Annotated in this window: 11 protein-coding genes, 2 pseudogenes and 1 CRISPR repeat array; of the genes and pseudogenes, 3 read left to right on the forward strand and 10 right to left on the reverse strand. The window is 43.3% G+C overall.

Going from position 1 to position 13,828, the window contains the following annotated elements; translation table 11 throughout:
- Window positions 1–445: 445 nt before the first annotated feature.
- Window positions 446–823 carry a hypothetical protein gene (locus AC1S8V_RS27490; RefSeq protein ID WP_482071509.1) on the forward strand — a complete coding sequence of 126 codons (378 nt, stop codon included), beginning with the start codon at window positions 446–448 and terminating at the stop codon, window positions 821–823.
- Between the two features lie 595 nt (window positions 824–1,418).
- Window positions 1,419–1,853: a hypothetical protein gene (locus AC1S8V_RS27495; RefSeq protein WP_482071510.1), complete on the forward strand. Its 435-nt coding sequence runs from the start codon at window positions 1,419–1,421 to the stop codon at window positions 1,851–1,853.
- 81 nt (window positions 1,854–1,934) lie between these two features.
- Here the strand turns inward: AC1S8V_RS27495 and AC1S8V_RS27500 are convergent, their stop codons facing one another.
- From AC1S8V_RS27500 to AC1S8V_RS27525, 6 genes and pseudogenes are all read right to left on the reverse strand, one after another.
- Window positions 1,935–2,105, reverse strand: a complete 171-nt coding sequence (locus tag AC1S8V_RS27500; protein ID WP_482071511.1) for an aspartyl-phosphate phosphatase Spo0E family protein — start codon at window positions 2,103–2,105, stop codon at window positions 1,935–1,937.
- Window positions 2,106–2,396: 291 nt separating this feature from the next.
- The gene (locus AC1S8V_RS27505; protein WP_482071512.1) at window positions 2,397–3,734 is read right to left on the reverse strand and encodes a transcriptional regulator; all 1,338 of its coding nucleotides are present in this window, start codon (window positions 3,732–3,734) and stop codon (window positions 2,397–2,399) included.
- Window positions 3,735–3,916: 182 nt separating this feature from the next.
- A complete protein-coding gene (locus AC1S8V_RS27510; protein WP_482071513.1) occupies window positions 3,917–4,714 on the reverse strand; it encodes a hypothetical protein in 798 nt (265 codons plus the stop codon).
- An 89-nt stretch (window positions 4,715–4,803) separates the two neighbouring features.
- Window positions 4,804–5,022: a hypothetical protein gene (locus tag AC1S8V_RS27515; RefSeq protein WP_482071514.1), complete on the reverse strand. Its 219-nt coding sequence runs from the start codon at window positions 5,020–5,022 to the stop codon at window positions 4,804–4,806.
- A pseudogene (locus AC1S8V_RS27520) lies at window positions 5,000–6,013 on the reverse strand (IS1182 family transposase); the annotation flags it as partial. The pseudogene AC1S8V_RS27520 and the gene AC1S8V_RS27515, both read right to left, overlap by 23 nt.
- A 184-nt stretch (window positions 6,014–6,197) precedes the next feature.
- On the reverse strand, window positions 6,198–7,466 hold the full coding sequence (locus AC1S8V_RS27525) for a hypothetical protein (RefSeq protein ID WP_482071515.1): 1,269 nt from the start codon (window positions 7,464–7,466) through the stop codon (window positions 6,198–6,200).
- Between the two features lie 287 nt (window positions 7,467–7,753).
- Between AC1S8V_RS27525 and AC1S8V_RS27530 the strand changes: the two genes are divergently transcribed.
- Complete coding sequence (locus tag AC1S8V_RS27530) at window positions 7,754–8,239, forward strand: hypothetical protein (protein WP_482071516.1); 486 nt, start codon at window positions 7,754–7,756, stop codon at window positions 8,237–8,239.
- A 426-nt stretch (window positions 8,240–8,665) separates the two neighbouring features.
- A CRISPR array of direct repeats spans window positions 8,666–9,645; the repeat unit is 33 nt; unit sequence ATTTCAATCCACGCACTCCATACGGAATGCGAC.
- 210 nt (window positions 9,646–9,855) lie between these two features.
- Here the strand turns inward: AC1S8V_RS27530 and fni are convergent.
- The 4 genes and pseudogenes from fni to AC1S8V_RS27550 form a co-directional block, all read right to left on the reverse strand.
- Window positions 9,856–10,923: a type 2 isopentenyl-diphosphate Delta-isomerase gene (fni, locus tag AC1S8V_RS27535; RefSeq protein ID WP_482071517.1), complete on the reverse strand. Its 1,068-nt coding sequence runs from the start codon at window positions 10,921–10,923 to the stop codon at window positions 9,856–9,858.
- 331 nt (window positions 10,924–11,254) lie between these two features.
- The gene (locus AC1S8V_RS27540; protein WP_482071518.1) at window positions 11,255–12,736 is read right to left on the reverse strand and encodes a phytoene desaturase family protein; all 1,482 of its coding nucleotides are present in this window, start codon (window positions 12,734–12,736) and stop codon (window positions 11,255–11,257) included.
- The gene (locus AC1S8V_RS27545; protein ID WP_482071519.1) at window positions 12,733–13,473 is read right to left on the reverse strand and encodes a glycosyltransferase family 2 protein; all 741 of its coding nucleotides are present in this window, start codon (window positions 13,471–13,473) and stop codon (window positions 12,733–12,735) included. The genes AC1S8V_RS27540 and AC1S8V_RS27545 overlap by 4 nt, the downstream gene beginning before the upstream one ends.
- Window positions 13,394–13,573, reverse strand: a pseudogene (locus AC1S8V_RS27550) (NAD(P)-binding protein); the annotation flags it as partial. The gene AC1S8V_RS27545 and the pseudogene AC1S8V_RS27550, both read right to left, overlap by 80 nt.
- Window positions 13,574–13,828: the final 255 nt, after the last annotated feature.

Below are 13,828 nucleotides of genomic sequence, written 5' to 3' on the forward strand. Positions count from 1 at the left end.
CGGCACTATAGGAAAATAAAATCATACTCAACTTTGGACTCTCTCGTTACGTTTATATCTGTATAGGTTGAACAAATGAGTTTACACTGGACCACTCCCACTGTGCTGCCGAACCGTCTTTCGATAATGATCTAGAAAGAAAGGAGCAATTGTCCTATGCATACACGCCGTCCCATTTCAAAGAGAAAATCGTTTCGCTCCCCTCCGAATCACCATTAACAACCAATGTAAACAAAACCCAATTGTAACTCCTTTTTTGGAAAAAATTTGAATTTTATTGAAACAAAAAAACTTCTTTTACCGTCTAAATAGGAGAGGGAGGAGGTGGATCATCATTTTGAAAAAATATTACTTAGGGATTCTTGCTCTTTTTATCCTTTTTAGTTATTCATTTCAAATAACAAATCAATCCTCCGCATCGAGTGTAGAAGGAGGTACTTCCACAATGGACAGTAAACAAAATCCTTTTGCGGTTACCCTTTCTCTACCACAAAAAGTTAAGGCCAATGAGGAATTTTCAATTAAAGCTAGTTTGAAAAATGAAAGCCTATCCAATTTGGAAATTTTAAGTAGAACGCGGCTGTTTACTTATGTAATTAAGGATGCGAGTGGGAATCAGATCAATTCTTATTCTGTTAAAGATGGAGGAAGTGCTTTTATTTTAAACGGTAAAAACAATATTTCGGAGGGTTACACTTATAAGATCAAGAAATCAGGCACTTACTATGTCTCGGCGGTTGCTGAATTTTCGATTATGGATAATGGAAATAGTAAAGATGTGAAAATTACAGAAACCAAAAAACTGGAGGTTAAGGAAATTTGAAACGGGGTTCTGCGAACGGTCTCGCGGACTGGCCTAACCGGAGCTACTTGATATTTTCGATTCGTACCGGAATTGCGGCCCTATACTAGGTTTAGCCTATTGAACGTGCCGGTTGCAATTTTTTTAGTTCAAGCAACCGACAGTGATGGAGACAAACATCTGTTTCAGTATGGGAATGAAGTAAAAAACATGATTTTTATGGGGGGAAGGATTTCAAGCCACGTACTCCAAACGGAATGCGACGATGGCCGTGATGGGTTATTGTCGCGTATTGATGTATTTCAATCCGTGCCCGCTTCTACTTTTTCCTGTGCAAAATCCTTAATCGATCGAATGCGAAAACTCGCGTAATCATCCTTATTCATTGGAGAAAGTTCCAACTTATTCCCCTCCTTATTTCGAGTGATCTTCATTATGTATGATCTCTGTGCAGTCCTTTTTGCACTACTAATATCTTATTGTATCCTGTTCTCTGGCTTAGCGCATGAAGTTATTCTGACGATTCGGATTTCAATTTTCATATTTATCCATTTTAATTATAACTTTTGATCTCTTCCCATCGTTTATACCTCATGAAGGAAAGGAGTGGATCATAATGAACACACGTCGCCAATTCTCCAAAAAGAAAATTATTATCTTATCCGCTATCATACTCGGAATCGCCATCATCGCTTTTATGAGCTTTCTGAATGCATTCGATCCCTTTCGCCACTTAAGGATCACGATCCACAATCAGTCCGACTATGACCTCACCAATATTCAGACGAGCCTGACTACAGGTGGCAACTCGTTCAACACGAATGAGAAGGGCTCCCTACATTTATTGGAGGAGAATATCCCCAGCGGTGAGAATCTAAAATTCGCTCCACAGCTGCAAGTTTCAGGAGAATCGTCTGTTTACCTTACGTTTAAGAACAGTCGTGGAGAAACATATAACGAGGTGGTATGTGGTTATACGGAATACTTATCCGGCAATTCCTACGTTACTGTAACCAATGAGAATGTCACCGTGAAAGAGGAATGTATGTAATACGATACTTCACTCCGTGGACTTATGTTAAAATATAGGGGCGAGCGACCCGCCAAAGTTTCTCGCCCAAAGTCGATTGAATTATTCCATCGGCTTTTTTATTTTAACCTGATTGTATTGATTAATTAGATCATCCAGGACCATAGATTGCTGTATAACATGAGGATGAAGCAGATCTCCATAGTCCATCTTGAGTTGATAGAGCTTTTGTCTCGCTGCTTCAATCTGCAACTTGAGCTCACCACAATCCATATTCACCCCTCCATGTTGTAACATTCTAGTCCATTCTGCTAATTAGTAGGAAATCAGGCGAACTCCAACACGAAAAAGCTCCCTTCAACGTAGACAATTCACCATTCTACTTGAGGGAGCAGCTCATATTAAATTCAGAAGTGCTGGTTAACTTCCCATGCTATGGCCATTAGTTGTCATGATTACTGGACGGTCTTTTTCAACGGGGGTGGGTTGAGTAGTAGGAACAACTACGCCTACTGCGATAATGCATGTAAATATCAATATTGCCAATTTCATCTTCTTTTATCTTCAAAGCTCCCGAATCAATTTATTGTAACGCAGTTTAACTTCTTCGACTGCACAATACCGAAACTCCTCAAACAAAGATTCGAGAATACCCTCTTTATTCTTAATTTTAATTGCAAAATCCATACCTCTAAGGATCAACTCATATCCTTTGGTAAAATCTTGATGTTGTAGATAGTATCTCCCTAGGCCGACAAGCAAAGTAACATATTGATCATTCGTATACTGCTCGCTGATTTTTCCAATACGACTGCTCTGTTCTTGGTACATAAAATAAGAGTCATACGCTTCAAGAACTGAATCAATGTTGATATCAAACCGATTTGCCGCATTCACAATTGCACATAAAGCAGGAAAGATCTCATTTTCTCTCTCAGAGATGTAGTCTATATAACTTTGGATAACCTCTGTTTTACCTGACATTAGTTCATATAGATATCGGTTGCCTTCTGCCCATTCCTCAAACTGACGAATAACAACGGTTTCCTCTTCGCTCGGATCATTTACCCAACTATAATCGGTATACAAAGAGACATATTGAAGTGCTTTTTCATATTCTTCATAATAGAAACAAGCCTCTCCAAGCACCAAATATGCGTACAAAACGTAAAAAACATACTGCTTTTTAGGTTTCCCCTCCGCTGCTCTCACTGTTTTATACAACTCATAATGGATCATTGCTTTTAACTTTAACTTGTCAGCAAGGCTCCTCACCTTATCCCATCGACGCAACGATGCATACACATTAATCAAATCGTTCAATCCATCTAGCTGGTAGGGCTCATCAAGCCGATCTACAAAAAACTCAAACTGCGTAGCAAGTGTAAGATTGCTTATCTGATCCTTGGAAAGTCCGATAGTGAACAAACGATACTGACTGAGCGCCAAGCGTTCGGAGTGTTGCATTTTTTCACTCTCGGCTACACAACGATACAGGGGCTTGGCCGCTTCCAACTTTCCTTCACGATATAACTGCTCAGCCAACTCGAACAAAAGTGGTGAATAGGAAATATTATCCACAATGAGGTTAACGACTTCTTCCATATAATCGATCTTACCGAGTTCGGCACAACGGTATAAAAAAGGCCCCAGTCTTCGCCAATCCGGGCTTGTATGTACAAAACACTCATGTATGTATAATTCATAGAAGTAACCCTCTGTTAGACCCATCCCGGCAGTAAGTCGATCCAACTGCTTCATGCCTATGGGACGCAGCCCGTTCAGCGTACCGCTCAACGTCCCTGAGTTAATTCCCGATATCTCAGAGAATTGATTGAGTGTCATATGGTTCGTTTTTAAGTAGTCTGCTAAATGATCACGTATTGTGGCTACTGAGTTCAAAGGTACACCACCTTTCCAAGCAAAACTAAGTAATGGTCAATAAAATAATACTATATTTTTGAATTTAATATCAATATTTTACTTGTAAATAATTTACTTTTGTTTAAATTTAACATATCTATTGTCACATTAAAAAAGCCGAACGATATTACGCTCGGCTAGTTAGCATTCTATTATTATTATTATTTGCTGATTAGAAGCATCTGAGACAGAAAGACATCTGTTGTTGAAAGAAAAAAGACATTTGGAAAATACTTAGCCAGCTTCTTCATCTCTGTACTATCCATGACCTCTTCTTCCCTCCAACCCACACAATAACATATAAAATAAGGAGCTAAGGCTAGTTGTAGCTGAACAAATTCAATAAATTTCATTTCTTGTTGAGTAACTTCTAAATCACAGATTTCTGATGTATTCGGCCTATACTGGTAAGTGACATAAGGAGTGTGAATCAATGGTTGCCCTTTTACCCTACTTAAAAAGGACAAAATAAATGGATTTAAGCGCCCCTCCGTATACAACGTATGATAGCCATCGTATACCTTCTTCATCGAATCTGGATTTGATAAAGTAATCTGAATATGAACCTTCCCGTTTTTGTATGCAACTCGTAGAGAGTCGAAAAGCGTAAGTAGCTTCATGACCAGTTTTTCATTTAATTGACCTTCTAACTCTGGATAGTGTAGTTCTCCTACATACTTAGGTTGGTTGGTCCCCGCTTGGAGTTCACCCTGATAGATCATATAGAATTGGAACAACGCAAACTGTATATCCACATTAGACAAAATAACTTCTTTTAAATCCTGCTTTTCGAATACAATTTCGTTAAATGCCACTCCACTATCTAAAATTTTTCTAACGACTATCATGTTTTCTTGAATAGAATAAACCTCTTGCTTCAATACTTCTTCATGCTCTGGATCACTAGTCAAGGTATTGAGTCCACCACTATCTATTTTAAAAAGAGTTTTTTCAATCATATCAATTAACTCCTTACAAAAATATAGTTTTTAAGCAAAAGGCGTGTAGCTATCGCCACACGCCGAAATATATACTACTTGTACTAGAATTAGAAATAATGTTCCCAATCAAAGAATACATCAGCATTCGACCAACCGCCAGTTAATTTCACAGTCGCGTATCCCTCAACCATAATCATGCTAGTGTCAAAATTAATTTCGATATCACTTTCCTCAGTAACATTCACAGTTTTCAGAGGTAAGAAATTGATATAATTAATATTCATTCTTACTCCTTCTGCATTAGCTGTAATTTTCTTCGCTTCCATATCCTGCATCGGCAATGACGGTCTTCGGTCTTTTGCCGAGCCTTTCTTCCAAATGATCGAGATGGGGCTTCAGACATTTCGTGTCAGTGGGTCGCTGGTGCACCGTGTAACCCAAAATAAATTGGTTTTCCGTTCCAATCTGCACATTGTACCCTGGCTTCAATTGACCATTTCGCATATGATCTTCTTTCATTCGCATGAACGTGGCGTCCGGATCGGTTTTGCTATAGCTATTGCGCTCCCCTGCGGTTTGGATCTGGTGCTCATACTTTTGCAGCCGCGGTAGCAAATCTTTGCGTAACTGGCGCACGGCTTTCTTTACGGCTTTGTTTTTCGGTTTTTCTTGTAAAGATTCCTCCAGTTGCTGAACCGCTTTTTCCAGCTTTTCTGCCGTGAGTGCGGAAGCTTCCCCGAGCTCATGGAGGTCTGTACCCGCGTAGAGTGCATCTTCTTCACTTTCGGCCGCTTCGATGGCTTGGAACAGGGTATGTACTTTTTCTTGCAGCTTCGCCTGGTACTTGACGACAGCCTTTTTCCAGACGAAGGTGTACCGATTCGCATTCGCTTCAAGCTTGGTTCCGTCCAGAAAGTAGTGTTCCAAGGATACGTATTGCTCCTGAACCAGCAACTCCAGCACATGGGTAAACACGGTTTCCAACACTTCTTTCATCCGCTCCGAACGGAAGCGATTGATGGTACGGAAATCCGGTTGTTGCCGCCCGGCGAGCCACATGAACATGATATTTTCGCGAACGGCCGTGGCGATTTGCCGGGAAGAATAGATGCGCTGAGTATAGGCGTAGATGATGATTTTGGTGAGCATTTTGGGATGATAACTATGGCGTCCGCCGCCAGGGTATGCGGCGTCGAAAATGGAATCGCTCAGGCGATGGACTGCGTCATTTACCACACGAACGAGGTGATTTTCGGGGATATCTGTCTCCAAATCCATTGGCAAGAAAAGTTGATCCATGGTATATTGAATGTACAAAGAAACCGTCTCCTTTCAAATGGTGGGTCGCACTTCCATTTTACCAAGGAACGGTTTCTTTTTGTTTTACAATTTGGAAAACAAGGCTGTCTCTAGCCATTTTTATGACTTATGGGACAGCCCCTTCTGATTACGATCTATGGTTATACCAAACACTCAATGATTATATTTTGTAATTCGTTGCTTAATAACTGTTATCCGTATAAACCCCTGACATTCCTAAACCATCATAGACATAACTATACTTCGAAAAAACTTCACCTGTCTTTGTACCATTATAAACATAATTCCCTTTATAAATCCCTTCTACGCGAGCATAATTTTTGACTCCATTGTTTGCGATGGAATACGCCAAGCCTCCACTATCACCACCGATTAGTCCACCGTACTCAGTTCTCACTAAATGCATTGGGTTTCCAGGAATACTTAGATCAGAATCTATTACTTTCAAAAGGGAAGTACCAGTGCCACCTTTAGAAGTCGCATGAATTTTAACGTAATCACCGACTTGTCTATACGCCCCGGAATAATCAGTAGTACCAACGGTCATTGTACTTCCGTTAAGGAATACACTTGGCTTCACTCCTGATACATATTTCACAAAACCAGCATCATAGCTCGAACTTGAGCTATTATTTGCATTTGACATTGTACCAATAGAAGCTGATCCATCTGACAAATCATAGTATGTGCCGTTTGAACAGTGTCCTGCAGTCACACCAACATCATTTCCACTCGCTCTTCCATTAAAACCAAGACTACACACTCCCCAGGAATTTCCATCAATGTACCTTTCAATACGTTCACCTGGAAATAAATCATAAGCATTGTCTTTAATTTCAACATCGCCAACTATCCAATTAATCATATCTTCATTTAAATAGTTGCTTACAATCTCGTCCTTTTTGCTATCTAAATTCTCTTGCGTAATATAAACATTGACTTTATTCTGTGTGGTATCGATTCCTACGGCTTCAAGGTCTAAAGATTCCGCATCTTTAAATATTTTTTCCTTTCCCTCGTAAAGTTCATTTTCGCTGTACTTTACATATTTAAATTTCAGTTTATCTGTCTTTTTGCTTTTACTCTTCAGCACTGTTTCGAGGTTATTACCCGCAAGGCTTTTAGCTTTGCTTTCGCTAGTTAGAAGTATTACATTGGTTCCATCTTCTTCGGTATACGCTCCAGCATAAGCATCTTTAAAGTTAGCAGCAATGTATTCCTGCAATTGGACACGATCATTCTGTGCCAGGGAAAACTCCTTACCCTCGGAATCCTGAGCTACCGCTACTGTATTAACTGGAGCAGGTCCGGCATCAATGGGTATTTCAAAATGATTTGAAGCAGGATTCGGAACACCCCCAAGTTCAGGACCATTTGCAAAAGCTGAAGAAGATAAAAGCATTATTGACATGGTAAACGTTGTAGCAATTGAGATCAGCTTTCTTTTCATTCTTAAACCAACTCCTTTTCAACAAAAAATTTCCTGGATATACTGCAGGGGCACAACACATACCTCAACTTTTTTCCAGGTATACTTTTAATAACGTTGCTTTCAACCAAAATGTTCCACAAAAATACAAAAAATAGTATCCAATGTATTTTTATAGACTTTCCGCTCTGACCGTCAGATGGTTAGTAATGAATAAAACAATTGAAGATCTGCGAGATCGTATTGCAACATCCTTACTGAATATAGCGTCAAATATATATCAACTAATCGATCGGAGGCTGTTAAAGATGAAAACTGCGGGTATGCTGAAGTTGATCGCCCCTTTGCTCCTATTCGTTATTTCAGGCTGTTCATTTAACGAAGCGAATAATAAGCCGCTTTTCCTTCTGGATGTAGATGCACCAACTGAGGTCAAATTTAATGAACCGTTTACTGTAGAGGCCTTCTTACGGAATAAAGGTACAGATACGATTCAATTGGAGCATGGAGTAAATATGTTTACCTATACTCTTTTTGATGAAAAAGAGAAGGCTATAGATCTTGGAACAGAAAATTCGATAGTAAATGGTATTGGAATCAGCACATCCATCAAATCGGGGGGCAGTTATAGTTATGATGGTAGTGAGTATATACCTTCGCCACAAAATGTACTAGAGTTAAAAACTCCTGGGACATATACTTTGGTAGTTCGTGCAAAGTTTAGGGCACAAATTGACGGTCAATGGAAAGATATCGAATTAACCTCCGCCCCTGCTTCATTAACTGCAAAGTAAAAAAATACTGACAAAAAGCGGATTCCGCTTTTGCATTCGGCTAGGTCACCCCAATCCTGTCTGATTCCTGTATTTAGTTTTTTGAACAATCTGCAGGCAATGACAGGAAATGACTTTACTCTTTCAGATGTGTTAGCGTACATACCGGATGATGATGAGGGGTAAAAAAACAAACTGGGCTAAACATTGTCAACGGAGCGTAACGCTTTCTCACTTTTAAAGAGAAACATAAAAAAATCCATCCATTTTTCTTTGGACGGATTTTTTTGTATTCTCATAACTTCTAAATTGTGTTAAAACAAAAAGTCTTACGTACTTATCCATGCTAAAGTATGAGATAGACAAGACTTTGTAAGGATTTGATTATATTTGGCACCCCATATACAGAACCAAATATAGATGACACAAACAGCGTTGACCCGAGAGATTTCAATCCACGCACTCCATACGGAATGCGATGAACTGGACTTAACACCGGGTTATCCACAGTATATTTCAATCCACGCACTCCATACGGAATGCGACATGTCATAAGATATTCCAAGCCGAATTCCTTTGGTGATTTCAATCCACGCACTCCATACGGAATGCGACTTTTTTCTAGCACCTTCAATGTTCAAGTCAAGTAAATTTCAATCCACGCACTCCATACGGAATGCGACTTCCTCGTCAATGATGTCAACTGTGTCTCCGAGTTCATTTCAATCCACGCACTCCATACGGAATGCGACCTAAAGTGGTTGGGGTTACGCCTGAAACTATGACACATTTCAATCCACGCACTCCATACGGAATGCGACCTAGTTCGAACCTTTCATCGCCTACAACTTCACAATTTCAATCCACGCACTCCATACGGAATGCGACGCGCTTGCTTGGGTGAAAAAACGCAATGAATGGAGATTTCAATCCACGCACTCCATACGGAATGCGACGGGAGCATCTGCACTGTTTCTGTACTACGCATTCAATTTCAATCCACGCACTCCATACGGAATGCGACTACAAATACCAGGAGTATGCGAAGGCAACCAAGGATTTCAATCCACGCACTCCATACGGAATGCGACACAAAACACCCACGCCCGTTTATCACAAGACGTAATATTTCAATCCACGCACTCCATACGGAATGCGACATAGACACGAGAAAGGATTTCAAAACTTATGATATTTCAATCCACGCACTCCATACGGAATGCGACGGGGGCATTGATAATATCCCGGTAGGCTTAAAAATTTCAATCCACGCACTCCATACGGAATGCGACTTTGTTCTTAGCCAACGACCATCGTGTTGAAAGAATTTCAATCCACGCACTCCATACGGAATGCGACCGCTCCGTCCCTCTAACATGCCAATCTCGTGAATTATTTCAATCCACGCACTCCATACGGAATGCGACAGCGAAAAATAACGTAATAAGTTTAATTATCTGATTATTATTACGCATTCCCGTTAATAGAATCATCATCTATGATGAAAAATCAGTATAAATCCCAAATGAGCATTGCCAAAAGGTCACGAAAAAGACGTTTTCGACAAAGTTCGAGGTGCGAATCCCCCAGGGAAATCATGTGAGCTTGGGGTTCGCACCTTCATTTTAACCCCCGGACTAACGCCGCTCCACCAGACGTGACGTCTGCTTCAGATCCTCAATCCGACCTGCACCAATGCCAAACATCACGGTACGAAGTTCAAACTCGACCTGTTCCAGCCGCTCATTCAGCGCATCATCGGAAGCTACTGCAGATTCCAGCAGAGATCGGCCAAAACCAGCCAGGTCCGCCCCGAGCGCGAGGGCTTTGGCCGCATCCACGCCAGTGTACAGTCCACCACTGCCAATCAGGGCTCCGACAGGATTCAGCGCTCGTACTTCCTGAATACACTCCGCTGTCGGAATGCCCCAGTCGGCAAAAGCTTCAGCTGCCGCCCGGCGTACCGGGTTATTGTTACGATACTTCTCTACCTGCACCCAGCTTGTGCCCCCTGCTCCGGCTACATCGATAAACGCGACACCCGCTTCATATAGCCGCTGCGCCGTCACACCATCTATGCCAAAACCTACTTCTTTCACGCCAACAGGTACGTCTAGCTCACGACACAAGTTCTCAATCCGCTGAAATAATCCACTAAAATTGGTATTGCCTTCTGGCTGAAAGACTTCCTGCAACGTGTTCAGATGAAGCACGAGCATGTCCGCACCCGCAATATCTACGGCACGTTGGAAGTCAGCCGTGGTGAAACCATAGTTCAGCTGCACCGCGCCCAGGTTGGCAATGACCGGGATGTCCGGTGCCCAACGGCGGACATCGAAGGTACTTGCCAGTTCCGGTTGTTCCACGGCAGCCCGGATCGAACCTACGCCGAGCGCCCAGCCTCTGGCGTTTGCTACTCGGGCTAGGCGCTCATTGATGGCGCCCGTTGTTTTGCTTCCACCCGTCATCGAACTGATGAGCAAGGGTGTGCGTACTTTTTTGCCAATAAACGAAGTCTCCAGATGCACCTCTTCAAAATCCAGTTCCGGCAGTGGATGATGGCGAAACGCAAACCGCTCCATACCGCTGGTTACCCCTTCTCCTGCCACATTCTCCTCAAGACAGAGGCGCACGTGTTCCAGCTTCCGTTCTCCCGTAGCCACTTCGGGAAGCAGCCGTTCGCCGGCTCGCTCTTGTTCATTCATGATGAGACCTCCTATGTGAGAATCGTGCGGATCGACAAGATAACCTGCCCGTTCCTTGCTTCTATGTATATAAGTCTTTTGTAAAAAAGACAAAACATTTATTAAATAAGCATTACAGCTCAACTCTATCCAGTATAACGTTCCAAACCATCTATTGAAAGGATGCCCCGACACCAAATGTCTCACTTGAATCACAGGGCATCAATAACTATTTTATGCCTACTCAAAAGCACGGATCATCCGTCTCACCTTCAAGGCTAGTTAGCATGGACAATACGCACGCACATGGATCAACAGAACACATTTCACTCCATCATCCTGCACAACGAACTTATCTCAAAATCTCAGATGCCAACTGCTCACCAACAAGCTGACCGGACAACGTCACAATCGGGGTTCCACCGCCTGGATGTGTCGTTCCGCCGACGTACCAGAGTCCTTGTACATCTTTGCTTCGGTTACCCGGCCGCATGAAGGTCTGCTTCACCGAGTTGGACGAAATGCCGTAGATCGAGCCTTGATGCGCCAAAGTATCCCGTTCGATATCTTGCGGCGTGTACCGGATCAGCACATCGGATTGGTTCAACCCGGTAATTCTCCGCGCTGCCAATCGTTCCAGTACAAACGCACCGTAACGTTCCCTCTGTTGCTCCCAATTCCACGAATCCGACAAGTAGGGGGCATTGACTAGAATGAATAGATTACTGGCTCCCGCCGGAGCCATGCCTTCTTCCGAATAACCGGAATAACAGATGTAGATCGTGGGATCAGCGGGCATTTTACGTTCACGGAAAATATGGTCGAACTCCGGTTCATACCGTTCCGGGAAGAAAACTGTATGGTGCAGCAATGCATCATATTGTCTTCGCACACCCGCCAACGTTACAAATCCCGAAATGGATGGCTCATACTTCCGTATGCGGGCATCGCTCATCTCTTTCCGATGCTCCGGTGCAAGCAATAGTCGATTCACACTGAGTACATCTCCATTGGCAACCACCTGATCGGCTTCCCGGAAGCCTTGATCCGTATCCACACCGGCCACTTTGCCATCCCGGACAACAATCTGCCGGACCTCTGTGCCGGTAATGATCTGTACGCCTTTTTCCTGTGCCAGCCGAGTCATTCCTTCGATCAGTTGATAGGTTCCGCCTTTGACCCCGTAGATGCCGACTTCTGCTTCCACATGACCCATCATGGCAAAGATGGAAGGCGACTGATATGGCGATGATCCCACATAGGTCGCGTACCGTCCGAACATTGCCAGCGTATGCGGATGTTGGAAATACGAGCGCAGCAACTTATCCAGCTTCACCGTTGGCCGCACGCGGAGCAGGCTGCGCAGCATCTGAAGATTGTATTTGTCAGAAGGCGACAGCAGCAACTTACCGAGAAAATGACGATCGGCTTCCGCATACAGTGCAGCAGATTCATCCATAAATGCATCATAACGAGCCGCATCCTCCAGACTGTACGCCGCGATCTGCTCCTTCATCCACCCGCGATTGCCTGACAAATCTACCACAGTGCCATCTGCGAATACATTACGCGTACGCGGCTCTAACTCATATAACTGTACGTAATCTTCCATCGCTACACCCGCGTGGTCGAACACTGAACGAAAGGTGGATGGCATCGTGATTGTGCTTGGTCCCCGGTCAAAATGATACCCGTCCCGCTCAATCTGTTGCAGCTTGCCACCTACGTGCTTCTGCCGTTCCAGAATGGTCACCTGCACACCTTGTGAAGCCAGTCGTATCGCACATGACAGACCTCCGAATCCTACACCGATAATCATGACGTTACCTCTCATCTGTACCGCCTACCTTTCCATACATCCCCCTTGCCGGAGCGGCCTGCCTGCCAGGAAGCGAGTCCGATGGCAATGACACAGGCCATGCTGACCGGTTGCAGAAGGGCAAGCCACCAGGGTTGTCCGCCAGCATGATCCGCTACTCTTTTCACAGCCATACCCAGTAATGTTCCTAACAATCCATACAGAACAGACAGCGAACTACCCGTCATGATTCCAATAATCAAGCTCAGCGGAGGCACAATATACATCAACGTATACATCAACATCGTGCCAAGCAGCAGTACGTCTTTGCGCCCCATACCTTCGTACATGTTTTTCTTGTATCCGTTCCATACTTCTGCACCGTTCTGATACATGCGGGTATTCGTTACGTCATGCACGTCTGTCAGCATCACCGGATGACCTGCACGCTTGACTGCTTTGGCGAGACTCATATCATCCACCAGATGCGCCTGAATGGCAGCATGACCGCCAGATGCTTCGTAACTAGAGCGATGAATTAGCAAAAAAGCCCCCGTAGCGGCCACAAACATCGGACTGGATGATCTGCGTATCATAAAAATGGGCAGATGACTGATGATGGTGAAGACCATCATCGGTACGACAAGCTTTTCCATCCACGTCTTCGTGACCTGATAAGGAAAACCGGTTACCAGCCCCCCGGTCGAACCGATATTCGCCCAGCTGCAATCTAGCAGAACGTCCCCCGATGACTGGCTGTTTCTCATAGACATCTACTTCGTATCCCTGACCGGACAATAGCATGGCTGCTGCAAGTCCACCTGGACCCGCGCCAATGACAGCTGCACGTTTGCGTTGTTGATTCGGTATCATGCCACTCACCTTTCTATGTAGGGAATTCCTGTAGTTCTCTAGCCCCTAACCTATTATTAAACCGCCCAAGAACACTTTAAGCGGGTAACTAGCAAAACATTATACAAATATAATACAAATATTATACGAGCTTGTAAACTAAAAAATGACCCATTGGTCAAAATACAGAGATAATCCATTTATAAACATAAAAAAACCACCCCTTGACCACTTTCGTCAAAGGATGTCCTTTATACCCTAACCTATTCATATCAT

The organism is Paenibacillus sp. B46(2026) (assembly GCF_056786355.1).